Source organism: Mycobacterium pseudoshottsii JCM 15466, from assembly GCF_003584745.1.
GTDB lineage: Bacteria > Actinomycetota > Actinomycetes > Mycobacteriales > Mycobacteriaceae > Mycobacterium > Mycobacterium marinum.
The window spans coordinates 2,633,282-2,646,733 of record NZ_AP018410.1 but is presented as its reverse complement, the minus strand read 5'-3'; the positions used below and the strand labels follow the sequence as shown (position 1 = coordinate 2,646,733).

Genomic DNA, 13,452 nt, shown 5'->3' with positions numbered 1-13,452 from the left:
AACGGGCACGATTGTCATCCCCGGTTAGCGGGCTGGTTTTGGGCAGGACGGATGGGTGCCTGCGGTGACCAGATCAGCAACCGCCGCCCGTGGGTCACCACTCTTGACCAGCCCTTCGCCGACCAACACGGCGTCTGCGCCAGCACCGGCATACGCCAGCAGATCATTGGTGCCGCGCACGCCGGACTCGGCAATCCTGATCACGTTGCTGGGTAATCCCGGAGCGATTCGCGCGAAGCAGTCCCGGTCCACCTCCAAGGTGGTGAGATCGCGCGCATTGACGCCGATGACCTTGGCCCCCGCCTTCAATGCCCGGTCCGCCTCCTGCTCGGTGTGCACCTCGACAAGCGCGGTCATCCCCAGCGATTCGGTCCGGTCCAGCATGGACACCAGCGCTGACTGGTCCAATGCGGCGACAATGAGCAGCAGCATGTCCGCACCGTGCGCCCGCGCCTCATGGATCTGATAGGGCTGAACCACAAAGTCTTTGCGCAATAGCGGAATAGAGACTGCCGCGCGCACCGCATCGAGATCGTCGAGCGAACCCTGAAAACGCCGGCCCTCGGTCAACACACTGATGATGCGCGCGCCGCCATCCTCATAGGCACGCGCCAGCTTGGCGGGGTCGGTGATGGGCGCCAACGAGCCAGCAGATGGGCTGGCACGCTTCACCTCGGCGATGACACCAATACCCGGCTGACGCAGGGCGGCCATCACGTCCAGTGGCGGCGGCGCCGCCGCGGCGGCGGCCTTGATCTCGGTCATGCCGACAAGCGCCTCGCGCGCGGCAACGTCGGCCCGGACTCCCTCGAGAATCGAGTCAAGCACTGTTGCCGGACTCATGCCTGTCGTTTCCTTCCGATTTAAACCAGGCTCTACAGCCGATTTACGACGACGTCCATGAAGGGTAGCGACCGTCGGCGCACCCTTGTTCACCGACCCTCGGTGTCTGGCTCAGGCGGCCGATCGGTAGGGTCCTGGCCCTCGTCCAGAGCATCCCAGATCGTGCGCTCCGACATGTCCAATTCCGCGCTCTTCGACGCCTTTTCCGTGGCTATAGCCGCGTCCTGGGCACGCGCCACGGAACGACGGGAAGCGGGCGACGCGTACTTTGTGGCGTTGTCGCCGAGTGATTCGACGATCGATGCCGAGCGCATCAACAACGCCGCGGCGGCCAGCGTGCACACGGCAGCGCCCACCGCGAGTCCCGCCCCCACGTAGTGCCTCCCGCTACCCACCAACGTGATCACCGAGACTTGAGCGAGCTCGGCCCCACGCAGTGCGACATCGGGAATCACCCACAGACTGACACCGAGATATCCGACCGCGAGGCTCACCATCGCCAGCAAGGCCGCTAGCCCCCGCAGTGGCCAGCCACGCACTGCCAGCGCCGCGACCGCGGCGGCCAACATCAGAAGCGCCATGGGCAGCAGCGCGGTGGACCACGTCGCGCCCGACAGGGTCACCTCCTTGGGCGGGCCGAGTCCGTCGAATGACCGGATGACAACCCACCCCAACCGCGAAGCAATCCACAGCACGCCGGCCGAGATCACCAGCAACAACTGGGCGATCCCGATCATTAGTCGGCTGTTCCGCCGCGCCCGGCGGTCATTCCCGGTATCAGTCACTGCACGCCGCATCCGGACGGGCCAGGGTCTCAGCGGCCGCAATCGCATTCAGTACCGCCCGCGCTTTGTTTCGCGCTTCGTTGTATTCGTAGGGCCCGTTGGAGTCGGCCACGACACCACCACCGGCTTGGACGTACGCCGTGCCGTTACGCATCAGCGCGGTGCGGATAGCGATTGCGAAATCAGCATTCCCGGCGAAATCGAGGTAGCCGACCACACCGCCGTACAAACCACGGCGAGTTTTCTCCATCTCTTCGATCAGCTCCATGGCCCGGACTTTGGGAGCACCAGACAGCGTCCCGGCCGGGAAGCACGCGGTCACCGCATCCAAAGCGCTGTGGCCCGCGTCGAGCAGACCTGTCACGGTGGAGACCAGGTGCATGACGTGGCTATAACGCTCGATGTGGCTGTAGTCCTCAACGCGAACCGTGCCCGGTATACACACCCGTCCAAGGTCGTTGCGCCCCAGATCGACCAGCATCAGGTGCTCAGCCAGTTCTTTCTGGTCGGCCAGCAACTCCTTCTCCAGGAGCTGATCCTCTTCGTCGGTCTCACCACGCCAGCGGGTTCCGGCGATCGGGTGAGTCGTTGCGCAGCCGTCATGAACGGTGACCAACGCCTCCGGGCTTGACCCAACAATCGAAAACTCAACCGAGCCATGGTCATTCGGAACCTGAATCAAGTACATGTAGGGACTCGGATTGGTGACCCGCAGGATTCGGTAGACGTCGATCGGGTCCACCGTGGTGTCCATCTCAAAACGCTGCGACGGCACCACCTGAAAAGCTTCGCCGGCAGCAATCTCTTCCACCAGGTGCTCGACGATCGCGCCGTACTCCTCGACGGTGCGCTGAGCACGGTAGTGGGGCTCCGGTCGGCTAAAAGTGGCCACCGACGACGGCAAAGGCTTACTCAGGGCAGCGGTCATCACATCCAGCCGGGCGATGGCATCGTCATAGGCCCAATCGACTCGCTCGTCGGTGCCATCCCAATTCACCGCATTGGCGATCAGGGTGATCGTGCCTTCGTGGTGGTCGACCGCCGCCAAATCTGTAGCCAGCAACAACAGCATCTCGGGAAGATGCAAATCATCCACGGCCAGGTTCGGCAGACGCTCGAGCCGGCGCACCATGTCGTAGGCGAAGAAGCCGACCATGCCGCCGGACAGCGGCGGAAGCCCCGGCATCACGCCCGTGGCAAGCACCTCCAAGGTGGACTGCAAGGCGCGCAGCGGGTCCCCACCGGTCGGAGCGCCCTCGGGCGCGGTACCCAGCCACACCGCTTCGCCGTCCCGCACGGTCAATGCTGTTGGCGCCCCGGCACCGATGAACGACCACCGCGACCACGACCGGCCATTCTCCGCCGACTCGAGTAAGCAAGTTCCCGGCCGGCCGTCAGCCAGCTTCCGGTACGCCGACAGCGGAGTTTCACTGTCGGCCAACACCTTGCGCGTGACGGGAACCACCCGATGTTCCGCGGCCAATGAGCGGAAATTTTCACGAGTAATCGTGGTTGCAAGGTCTGCGCGCATCGGCCTATCCAATCAGACGCGCCGTCCGGCCCGAGCGTAGCCTGACGGCCATGAAAATTGGTGACACCGTGGCCGACTTCGAGCTTCCCGATCAGACGGGAAAACAATGCAAGCTCAGCGCTCTACTTTCCGACGGGCCGGTGGTTCTATTCTTCTACCCCACGGCGATGACCCCGGGGTGCACTAAGGAAGCCTGTCATTTCCGCGATTTGGCCGCCGAATTCACCGCAGTCGGCGCGAGCCGCGTCGGTATCAGCGCTGACTCCGTGCAAAAGCAGGCCAAGTTCGCCGACATGCAGCATTTCGACTATCCCCTGCTGTCAGATGCCGAAGGCACCGTCGCCGGCCAGTTCGGCGTCAAGCGCGGACTGCTCGGCAAATTGATGCCGGTCAAACGCATGACGTTTGTCATCGACACCGATCGCAAAGTTCTCAACGTGATCTCCAGCGAATTCAGCATGGACACCCACGCGGACAAGGCTCTAGAGACCCTCCGCGCCCGCGCATAACGCCCCGGCGACGCGCCCACGCTCTCAGGGGCTGACCGCAAGAAAGATGTATGCGGCCAACACCACCAGATGCAGTTCGCCCTGTAGCCGCGTCGCCCGACCAGGCAAGACGGTGAGCGCACTGACGACAACGGTCAGCACCAACAGCACCAGCTGCAGAGCTCCCAGGCCCAGCAAGAGCGGGCCGCTAAGCCAGATGGAAGCCAGCGCGATGGTCGGAATGGTGAGACCGATGCTGGCCATTGCAGAGCCGTACGCCAGGTTCAGGCTGATCTGGAGCCTCCCCTGCCGCGCCGCGCGCCCGGCGGCAAGCGTCTCCGGCAGCAGCACCAGCGTTGCGATGATCACGCCGACGAAGGACTGCGGAAAACCAGCCGCCACCACCATCCGCTCGATGATGGGCGACTCCATTTTGGCCAGTCCGACCACGGCGACCAAGGCAACCAACAAAAGCGCAAGACTCGTCATCGCCGCCCGGGTACTCGGCGGATCGGCGTGCCGGTCATCGTCGACGGCGCCTTTTTGCGCCACCGGCAGGAAGAAGTCCCTATGGCGGACGGTTTGGGTGAAAACAAACAGCAGATAAAGCGCCAGCGAGGCGACCGCGGCAAAACCGAGCTGGCCAGGTGAAAACTCGGGACCCGGCTGACTAGTGGTGAACGTGGGCAGCACCAGGCTCAGGGTCGCGAAGGTAGTCACCGTGGCGAGCGCGGTGCCGCTGCCATGGGCGTTGAACAACGTCACGCCGTACCGCTGCGAACCAAGCAGCAATGACAGCCCAGCAATCCCATTAGTAGTGATCATCACCGCAGCAAACACGGTGTCGCGTGCCAGCGTGGCCGCCTGGTGCCCGCCAGAAGCCATCAGGGTGACAATCAGAGCCACTTCAATGACCGTTACCGCGACCGCGAGCACCAGTGAACCGAATGGCTCACCGACCCGGTGCGCGACAACCTCGGCGTGATGCACGGCGGCCAGCACCGCCCCTGCGAGCAGCACTGCTTCCAGCAGACCCACCACGGGGCCGATGTGCTGGCCCCAGGAAAGTACCAACGCGACAAGCGCAAGCAGCGGGGCCACCACGGTCCACGACAGGCGTTTCCACATCAACTGCCATTGTCGCTGAGGGCTCCAAACAGCCGAGCACCCCCCAAGGCCGCTGGTCAACTCCGCAGCCTGTGTATTGTGCTGCGACGCGACACCCCCCGAGCATCGGGGCACCAACGTGATTGGTGAACTTCGAGATTGCTATCCGGCTTCTGTCCGGCAGCCACAGCCCCGGCCTGGGAGTCACCACTGCTCTGGGTAGTTTCCCGATGGCCCCCTCGGCGCGATCAGTAGCATGCTCACATGCCGACAAGCGCTGGCCACAGCGAAGGCCTCCAAGAAGGTGAGCTGTTCGCCGGGTACACCATCGTGCGCCGGTTAGGTGCGGGCGGAATGGGTGAGGTGTACCTGGCGCAGCACCCCCGACTGCCCCGGCGCGACGCACTCAAGATCCTGCCCGCCGAGTTCACCTCCAGCCAGGAGTTCCGTCAGCGCTTCAACCGTGAGGCCGACCTCGCCGCAACCTTGTACAACCAGCACATAGTCGGCATCCACGATCGCGGCGAATTCCACGGACAACTCTGGATCTCCATGGACTACGTGGAGGGAACCGACGCCGCTCGACTACTGAACACCCAGTACCCGACCGGAATGCCATATGCCGAGGTGGTGGAAATCATCGCGGCGGCAGGGCTCCCCCGGGCGTCGGCGCGACACCGCCGTCAAAGCCAACCCTTCAGTTGTCTGACCACGTCACCGACCAGTCGGCGGTATTGACTCCGGCCGAGCGCGTGGTCATCGCGCGAGCGGTCACCAAGCTCTACAACCAGCGCGGCATCGGCCTCTGGGTGGTCTACGTCAAGGATTTCGGCGGCCTCACGCCGGCGAAGTGGGTCGAGAACACCATGCGCGCCAACGGCTTTGCCGACACTGAGGCGATGCTCGCGGTGGCCACCGAGACGCCGGAATTCTCCTTCCGGGTCCCGGCCGCGGTCAGTTCCGGACGGGTGGTTGCTATCGAGGTGATCCGCCGTCAGCGCATCGAACCGGCCGTTTCCCAGCGCGAATGGACTCGCGCGGCGCTGGCCGCAGCCGAAGGCCTCGCCAACCTTTCCCCCTAGCTACTTCAGCCGAAAAAGCGCGCGCGTGTGGGTTGCGGGCTTCGGCCGACGTTTTCCAGCCGAGTGTCTTTCTGGGCCTGATGTTGTAGGCGTGAGCGACTGCTTCGATGTCTTCAGCGGACCATCGGGATAGATCGGATCCTTCGGGAAGTACTGGCGCAGTGCGCCATTGGTGTTCGGTTAGCGCCACACCCTCACCGTCGTCAGTGATCCCGCTGCGCCAGAACGTCACTGTCGCCGGCATCGGCTGGCATGGCACCGATCACGCCGTCACTGCCATCGTTCAACGCACTGTGATGGCGGCCCCACACGAAGTAGAACACCAGCACCACCGAGACCCCATATGGAGAACGCCAACCAGGTGTACCAGGGCAGGCCGAACAGGATGTATCCACACGCCAGGACCGACAACACCGGTGTCACGGGGTAGAGGGGCACCTTGAATCCACGCGGGAGATCGGGTTCACGCACCCGCAGGATGACGACGCCGACGGACACGACGATGAACGCGACCAGGGTGCCGATGGACACCACGTCCGCCAGATAGCTCAGCGGGACGAAGCCGGCAAGAATGCAGATCACCACCGCGACGATGATGGTGTTGTACACCGGTGTCATGTTGGGTGGGCGAACCTTGGCGAACACTGGGGGCAGAAGACCGTCCCGGCCCATGGCGAACAGGATTCGAGTCTGGCCGTACAGGACCACAAGTGTGACCGAGAATATGGAGATCACTGCGCCGGCCGCCAAGACCGAGCCCCAGTAGTGGCCTGAGACGACTCTGTCGAGGACGGTGGCCAGGCCAGCTTGCTGGCCCTCGAAATCCCGCCAGGGCTGCGCGCCCAGTGCGGCCACGGTAACAACCACGTAGACCGTTGTCACGGTCACCAACGCGGCCATGATCGCCAAAGGCATGGTCTTCTGCGGATTCTTGACTTCGCCACCGGCGGTGGACACCGCATCCAGGCCGATGTACGAGAAGAAGATCGTGCCTGCCGCCGCGCCGATTCCGGCGACACCGAAGGGCGCGAACTCAGCGAACCGATCGGCGTCGAAGGCCGTTAAGGCGATTACGGCGAACATCACCAGAACGCTCAGCTTGATCAGCACCATGATGGTGTTGACCTTCGCCGACTCGCTGGCTCCGCGGATGAGAAGGACGGCGCACAACCCGACCAATACGACAGCGGGAAGGTTGATGATTCCCGGGGATGCGTCACCCCACGGCGCAGCGGAAAGCGCCTGGGGCAGATGATGGCCGAAGAAATTGTCAAGCAGCTTGTTGACGTACTGGCTCCAACCCACCGCAACCGCGGCGGTGGACACGCCGTATTCGAGCAGCAGGCAGGCCGCCACACCCATTGCGACCAGCTCGCCGAGAGTGGTGTAGGCGTAGGAGTAGGTTGACCCCGAAACCGGTACGGCTGAGGCGAGTTCGGCATAACAGACCGCGGCAAGTCCTGCCGCGATTCCGGCGATCACAAATGAGGCAACAACCCCAGGACCGGCTTCTGGAACCGCCTCGGACAGCACGAAGAAGATGCCTGTGCCGACGGTGGCACCTACCCCGAACAGCGTGAGTTGGAACGTGCCGATACTGCGTTTCAGTTGATCGGAGGCGCCGTGAGCCACGGGCGCCCCGATCACGGGCCGTCGGCGCAGCATCTGCTGGATCAGGCCGATTGTCGGGGCCGCCATGCGCTCCTCCTTGATTGGGTCCAAGCTGATTGTCGGCCCTAACCGCTACGCTTGCCTGTCGAACGATTGCGCTCAACCCACCCGCGAAGGCCCGACTAATTGAAACAGTCGAATGGAATGGTTCGTGGGCTAACCCAGTTAAGCCGCGCAGCAGGACCGGCGGTTCCTGCGATGAAATCTGCCGCCGCCATGCCGATGGCAAGACTCGCGCAGGCAATACACAAGAATGCGCGGGGGCCACGATGTCGGGATTTCCGAGCGAAAACTAGCGAGCACGTTTGATCGGCGTTATCGATCCAGATACCGCAATAACCGCTGTAGCGGCCTGCCAGTGGTAGCGCGGGAATACCGCCACACTGTGCCCCAGACTCTCCGGGCGGCGACCACCGGGCCAACACTCGGCCCCGGTCCGGTCGGGTTGCCGGCGTTGGCCGGTCACCCTCTCCCCTCACCCATAAGGAGCCAGGTTCCTCGTGATGCTCCGGTTCTGCGGATGAGCGTTCCGCATGTTGGACTATGCTCCACTGCGTTGCGCGGCTCTGTCTGACCGCGTTCTCGTGTGCAGACACCCGACGCTTGATGAGGATGCCCCATTGAATATCGATTCCATTTCGGTCTATGTCGGTCCGAACGTTCATGCGCTGGAGGCGGTAATCCGGCTCCAAGTGGACGTCAAGCCGAGCTATGCGGAAACCCTCAGGGGCCTGGGGGCGGGCGTGATCGACAGACTGGCAGCGGTGTTGCCGGGGCTTGCGCTCGAACATGCCGAGTGGGTTGCCGCATTGCACGCCGGCGCGGGGCTTTCCATCGGCGATCTGGTCGCAAGGCTGGCTTTGGCGCTCGAGCATGCCGCTGGCATTGACGGCACACTGGCGTGGTCGAGATCGACGGACGATCCCGATATCGTCGAGGTGTTCTACAGCTATGGCAATGAAGACATCGGTATCGAGGCCGGCGAGGTTGCCTGCGACATGCTCGCGGCCATTGCCCGCGCCGACTCCGATGATCAAGAGGCTCCCGACCTCGACAAGAACGTCGAGGATTTCCTGACCTATGCCGACAGGCGTTCGCTGGGGCCCTCGGCCATGGAATTGGTGCGTACGGCCCAGGCCCGCGACATTCCGGTCTACCGGCTCAACGACGCCAGCCTGATCCAGATCGGCCAGGGCAAGTACCAGCAGCGGATTGAGGCGGCGCTGACGTCGAAAACCTCGCATATCGCCGTCGAAATCGCCTCTGACAAGAATCTCGCCAATAACCTCCTTGCCGATCTCGGTCTGCCCGCCCCGAGGCAGAAGCTGGTCTACAGCGTGGACGAGGCAGTGGGGGCGGCCGAACGCATCGGCTATCCCGTGGTTATCAAGCCGCTCGACGGCAATCATGGCCGGGGCGTCACCGTCAACATCACGTCCGAGGACGGCATCGCCGAGGCCTTCGAGACCACCGATGCCGAGGGATCGGCGGTGTTGGTGGAGACCATGCTGCGCGGCGACGACCACCGGCTTCTGGTGGTCAATGGCCAGCTCGCCGCCGCCGCGCGCCGGGTGCCGGGTCATGTGAAGGGCGACGGGCGCCACACCATTGCCGAGCTGGTGAATATCGTCAATCAGGACCCTCGCCGTGGCGTCGGGCATGAAAACGTGCTGACCCGGCTCGAACTCGATGACCAGGCGACGCGCTTGCTCGAGGAAAAGGGCTACACCGCAGAGACGGTCCCCGCCGAGGGCGAGGAAGTGTATCTGCGCAAGACCGCAAATATTTCGACGGGCGGCACGGCGGTGGATGTCACCGACACGATCCATCCCGACAACAAGCTGATGGCCGAACGGGCGATCCGGGCGATCGGGCTCGATGTCGGCGCCGTAGATTTCCTGACCACCGATATCACCAAGAACTATCGCGAGACCGGCGGCGGCATCTGCGAGATCAATGCGGGACCAGGCCTGCGCATGCACATCGCACCCTCCGAGGGCACGCCGCGCGACGTGGGCGGAGCGATCATGGACATGCTCTTCCCGCCCGGAACCCAGGCGCGCGTTCCCATCGCCGCCTTGACCGGAACGAACGGCAAGACCACGTGCTCGCGCATGCTGGCGCACATCCTGAAAATGGCGGGTCATGTCGTGGGGCAGACCTCGACCGACGCCGTGCTGATCGACGGCAACGTGACCGTCAAAGGCGACATGACCGGGCCCGTCTCCGCCAAGATGGTGCTGCGGGATCCCTCGGTCGACATCGCAGTCCTGGAGACGGCGCGCGGCGGCATCGTCCGCTCCGGCCTGGGCTACAACTTTTGCGATGTAGGCGCGGTGCTGAACGTCGCGTCCGATCATCTGGGGCTTGGCGGCGTCGACACGCTGGATGACCTTGCCCGGGTGAAACGCGTCGTCGCCGAAGTCACGCGCGGCACGGTGGTGCGGAACGCCGACGACGAGCAGACACTGAAAATGGCGGCCTTCTCGCCCGCCAGGCAGGTCATGTATGTGACGCGCAACCCGGAACATGAACTGGTGCGCGAACATATCCGGCTCGGCAAGCTTGCGGCCGTACTCGAGCAGGGCGTGAACGGCGACCAGATCGTGATCTACGACAACGGCACCCAAATGCCGCTGATGTGGACCCAGCTCATCCCGGCGACTCTGGAGGGCAAGGCACTACACAACGTCGAAAACGCCATGTTCGCCACCGGCATGGCCTATGCGCTCGGCAAGACACTGGATCAGATAAGCGCCGGATTGCGCACCTTCGACAACAGCTTCTTCCAGAGTCCAGGCCGGATGAATGTCTTCGATGAACACGGATTCCGGGTGATCCTCGACTACGGGCACAACGAGGCGGCGGTGGGGGCCATGGTCGACCTGGTCGACCGGCTCAAGCCGCGCGGGCGCCGGATCGTCGGCCTCACCTGCCCGGGCGACCGGCGCGACGAGGACGCGACGGCGATTGCGGCGAAGGTCGCCGGCCATTTCGACACCTATATCTGCCACCGCGACGACAATCTGCGCGATCGCGAGCCAGACGAAGTGCCCGAGCTGTTGCGCGACGCCCTGATCGCCGAGGGCGTCGCGCCCGACGCGATCAGCATCATCGGAGAGGAAGAAAAGGCCCTCGACGCGGCGCTCGAGCAGGCGCAGCCCGACGATTTGGTGCTGTACTTCTGCGAGGCGATAACGCGCTGTTGGAAGCAGATCATCCACTTCACCCCGAAATTCACCGCGCCCGAACCGGAGTCCGTCGCAAAGCGTCTGGCAACGTCCATATTCGACGTTCCCGATGGCTTCGCTCTCACGTCGGATGATCGAGGTGTGCTGATCGTTCCGGCGAAATGACACGGCAGCTCAGCAGAATCTCACTCACTGACCGTGGGAGCGCCACCCCGAAACTGGCGATCATCGGCGGCCGACTGGAGGACGACAATGCCGCCGTCTATCACGAGATGCACCGTCTGGCAGGCGGAAGGATCGTCTGGCAGGCGGAAGGATCGTCGTCTTCCCGACGGCTTCGTCGGTGCCTGATGAGGTCGGAGCCGAAGCGGTCGGTGTGTTTCGCGCCTATGGTTTCGATGCCGCCCTGGCCGGGGTTTACGGCGCCGGGGCGGTGGCGGCCGCGCAGGACACGGCGATCGCCGATCTCGTCGAGGACTATGGCAGCGTCTATTTCACCGGCGGCGACCAGGCCCTGATCACCGGGGCGCTGGCGCCGAAGGGCACGGAAAGCCGGGTGCTGAAGGCGATCCGCACAGCGCAGCTCAACGGTGCGATGGTCGCCGGGTCGAGTGCTGGGGCCGCCATGATGTCCGATGTGATGATTTCCGGCGGCACATCGCTGGAAGCTGCGACCTACGGTGTCGTCGATGACCCGGACGAGCCCGGAATGCTGCTGGAGCCGGGGCTCGGCTTCTTTCCCTGGGGCATGGTCGACCAGCATTTCATCAAACGCGGCCGATTCGGCCGGTTGGTCGTCGGCATGCAGGCGTCCGGCGCCAAGCGCGGCTTCGGCATAGACGAAAACACCGCGTTGTTCATCGAGGGCACGAGTGCGCGGGTGATCGGCGAATATGGCGCCTTCGTGCTCCATCTCCAGGAGGCGAAAGTCGATCGCCGCCGCAAGCTGATCGAAAACATCGGTTTCAGCTATGCCGACGACGGTGACAGCTATGACCTGGAAACGGGTGAGGTCCTCCCCGGTCCGAGCAAGCGGCCGGTGACCCAGCGCGACATCGCCTACCGGGCCCCCGCCCGCTCGCTTCGCAACGTCTTCGCCGCCTATACCCTCTACGACCTCACGGCGCGGCTGGTGTTGGGGGACCCCGAGGCCTATCCGGCGGATCGGGCGCGCGCGATAGAGCCCAAGGCGGGTGCCGCCACCAGCGTCGAAATATCCCGCCAGGGCGGCCGTGCGGCCGCCTACATTCCCGGAGCCGGGCGTGATTTCCGCATGACGGCGGTGGATTTTCGGGCCAGCATGCGCACCCGCCAGCTCAATGCGGCGCAACTGGCGGAGAACCGGTGGGCGGCGCTGTCCCGCGACTACGGTATGAAGTCGGGGCAGCAGGCGCGCATGATGATGCTGGGCTCGGCGCCACTCGACCGCGGCAGTCCGCTGCTTGCGGAACTGGCGGCGCAGTGTGAGGGGCCGGTCGGTGTGCTTGCCGCCGCGTCCGCCGAGCCCAACGCGGCCGCGCGCGAGTACATCGGCGCCTTGCGCGGCCACGGCGTCGAGGCCACCGATCTGCGCGTCACCATCGACAATGTTGATCGCCGGATGCGCGAGGAAGCGTTGGTCGAGCAGATCGCCGCCCTGCGCACCATCATCCTGACCGGCGGTAACCAGATCAGGCTGGTGGAATCCTTGCTCTACCGTGGCGATGTCACGCCGCTGCTGACCGCCATTGCGCGGGCGCGGGCCGCCGGCGCCATGATCGTCGGGGTCGGCGGTGCCGCCTCGGCGCTGTCCGGTTTCATGATCGGAGGCGGCACGTCCTACGAGGCGCTGCGCTTCGGCATCGCCTCGGATATGGGACGGCACGGATTGGTGATCCAGGAAGGGTTGGGGTTTTTCGGCGCCGCCATCGTCGACCAGAAACTGTCGTCCTCGCTTCGTCTCGGCCGCCTCGCCGTCGCCTGCGCCGAGGAAAGCGTGCGCTTCGGACTCGGTCTTCTCGAAGACAGCGGGGTCATCGCCAACCACGACAACACCCAACTCACCGCGATCGGCGCGCGCGGCGCCGTCCTGGTCGAGCTCGATCCGCTCAAGACCGAGCTGGCTGGGGACGATTTCATCGCACCCGACACCAAGCTGTGTTTTGCCGGTCCAGGGGATGTCATCGATATGGTGACCGGGACCGTCACCCGGGCGGCGCCGGCCACCGCGTCCGCCGCCGCGCTGGACACGCTGGTGGGCGCACTGATCAAGGATTGCGTTGGCGATGCCGGCCCGGTAACCGCGCCCGGTGCCACACACGAAGCGCATATTGCCTTGCGCTATCGCTCACACGATGATGGCACCGGCCATCTCGATATCGAAAGCATCCGTGATCGGCACGGATGAAAATCAATAGAAAGGACAGACATGTATTTCGATGGGACCACCCTGACCACACTGCTTTCCGATACGGAGAAAGCGGCTGCAAACGCCCCCGTCATTGCCGCCGCAGGGCCGCGCTACACCTCGGCGCTCGCCGTCATCGAGGTCGCCATGGAGCTGCCGGAATTGGGTGAGGCCGGCGTGACGAACTTTCTCGATGTGCAGGGAATCGAACTGCGCGACATGCCCCCCGGTCATCGTTTGATCGCAGGGGCGCTGGCGACGGAAGGCAAGCTGAACGATCGCCTGCATGCCGCCTGCGCGGCCTATTTCGAGACAGAGGTGTTCGTGCTTCCGACCGGTGAGCCGGCTGCTCCGCCGACGGAGTGAGA

Annotated in this window: 9 protein-coding genes and 3 pseudogenes; 6 read left to right on the top strand and 6 right to left on the bottom strand. The window is 64.3% G+C overall.

Annotation, left to right across the window (positions count from 1 at the left end; all coding sequences use genetic code 11):
• Positions 1-24 precede the first annotated feature (24 nt).
• From trpC to MPSD_RS12055, 3 genes are all read right to left on the bottom strand, one after another.
• Positions 25-843: an indole-3-glycerol phosphate synthase TrpC gene (gene trpC / locus MPSD_RS12065; RefSeq protein WP_012394159.1), complete on the bottom strand. Its 819-nt coding sequence runs from the start codon at positions 841-843 to the stop codon at positions 25-27.
• A gap of 89 nt (positions 844-932) precedes the next feature.
• Positions 933-1,580, bottom strand: a complete 648-nt coding sequence (locus MPSD_RS12060) for a TIGR02234 family membrane protein (RefSeq protein WP_020787689.1) — start codon at positions 1,578-1,580, stop codon at positions 933-935.
• Between the two features lie 40 nt (positions 1,581-1,620).
• Entirely contained in the window at positions 1,621-3,159 is a 1,539-nt protein-coding gene (locus MPSD_RS12055) for an anthranilate synthase component I (protein WP_086084698.1), read from the bottom strand.
• A gap of 50 nt (positions 3,160-3,209) precedes the next feature.
• Here MPSD_RS12055 and MPSD_RS12050 point away from each other — a divergent pair, with 50 nt between their 5' ends.
• On the top strand, positions 3,210-3,668 hold the full coding sequence (locus MPSD_RS12050) for a peroxiredoxin (protein ID WP_086084699.1): 459 nt from the start codon (positions 3,210-3,212) through the stop codon (positions 3,666-3,668).
• A gap of 24 nt (positions 3,669-3,692) precedes the next feature.
• On the opposite strand, the gene MPSD_RS12045 is transcribed toward MPSD_RS12050, so the two are convergent.
• Positions 3,693-4,775 (bottom strand): calcium:cation antiporter, encoded by a 1,083-nt coding sequence (locus MPSD_RS12045; RefSeq protein ID WP_086084700.1) that lies wholly within the window; start codon positions 4,773-4,775, stop codon positions 3,693-3,695.
• Positions 4,776-5,018: 243 nt separating this feature from the next.
• On the opposite strand from MPSD_RS12045, the pseudogene MPSD_RS29245 reads away from it, so the two are divergent.
• A pseudogene (locus MPSD_RS29245) lies at positions 5,019-5,480 on the top strand (protein kinase domain-containing protein); the annotation flags it as partial.
• A gap of 8 nt (positions 5,481-5,488) precedes the next feature.
• A complete protein-coding gene (locus tag MPSD_RS29240) occupies positions 5,489-5,836 on the top strand; it encodes a TPM domain-containing protein (protein WP_232022824.1) in 348 nt (115 codons plus the stop codon).
• A gap of 25 nt (positions 5,837-5,861) precedes the next feature.
• Here MPSD_RS29240 and MPSD_RS12035 read toward each other — a convergent pair.
• Positions 5,862-6,013, bottom strand: a pseudogene (locus MPSD_RS12035) (IS30 family transposase); the annotation flags it as partial.
• A gap of 26 nt (positions 6,014-6,039) precedes the next feature.
• Positions 6,040-7,534 (bottom strand): annotated as a pseudogene (locus MPSD_RS12030) (amino acid permease).
• A gap of 593 nt (positions 7,535-8,127) precedes the next feature.
• On the opposite strand from MPSD_RS12030, the gene cphA reads away from it, so the two are divergent.
• From cphA to MPSD_RS12015, 3 genes are all read left to right on the top strand, one after another.
• Positions 8,128-10,863, top strand: coding sequence for a cyanophycin synthetase (gene cphA / locus MPSD_RS12025; protein WP_036426659.1), 2,736 nt, complete (start codon positions 8,128-8,130; stop codon positions 10,861-10,863).
• A gap of 178 nt (positions 10,864-11,041) precedes the next feature.
• Positions 11,042-13,084, top strand: a complete 2,043-nt coding sequence (locus tag MPSD_RS12020; RefSeq protein WP_020787697.1) for a cyanophycinase — start codon at positions 11,042-11,044, stop codon at positions 13,082-13,084.
• Between the two features lie 21 nt (positions 13,085-13,105).
• On the top strand, positions 13,106-13,450 hold the full coding sequence (locus MPSD_RS12015) for a hypothetical protein (protein WP_020787698.1): 345 nt from the start codon (positions 13,106-13,108) through the stop codon (positions 13,448-13,450).
• The last annotated feature ends 2 nt before the right edge of the window (positions 13,451-13,452 follow it).

Coding starts and splice junctions, on each gene's coding strand:
- trpC (WP_012394159.1), bottom strand. CDS start 843: ATGAGTCCGGCAACAGTGCTTGACTCGATTCTCGAGGGAGTCCGGGCC.
- MPSD_RS12060 (WP_020787689.1), bottom strand. CDS start 1,580: ATGATCGGGATCGCCCAGTTGTTGCTGGTGATCTCGGCCGGCGTGCTG.
- MPSD_RS12055 (WP_086084698.1), bottom strand. CDS start 3,159: ATGCGCGCAGACCTTGCAACCACGATTACTCGTGAAAATTTCCGCTCA.
- MPSD_RS12050 (WP_086084699.1), top strand. CDS start 3,210: ATGAAAATTGGTGACACCGTGGCCGACTTCGAGCTTCCCGATCAGACG.
- MPSD_RS12045 (WP_086084700.1), bottom strand. CDS start 4,775: ATGTGGAAACGCCTGTCGTGGACCGTGGTGGCCCCGCTGCTTGCGCTT.
- MPSD_RS12015 (WP_020787698.1), top strand. CDS start 13,106: ATGTATTTCGATGGGACCACCCTGACCACACTGCTTTCCGATACGGAG.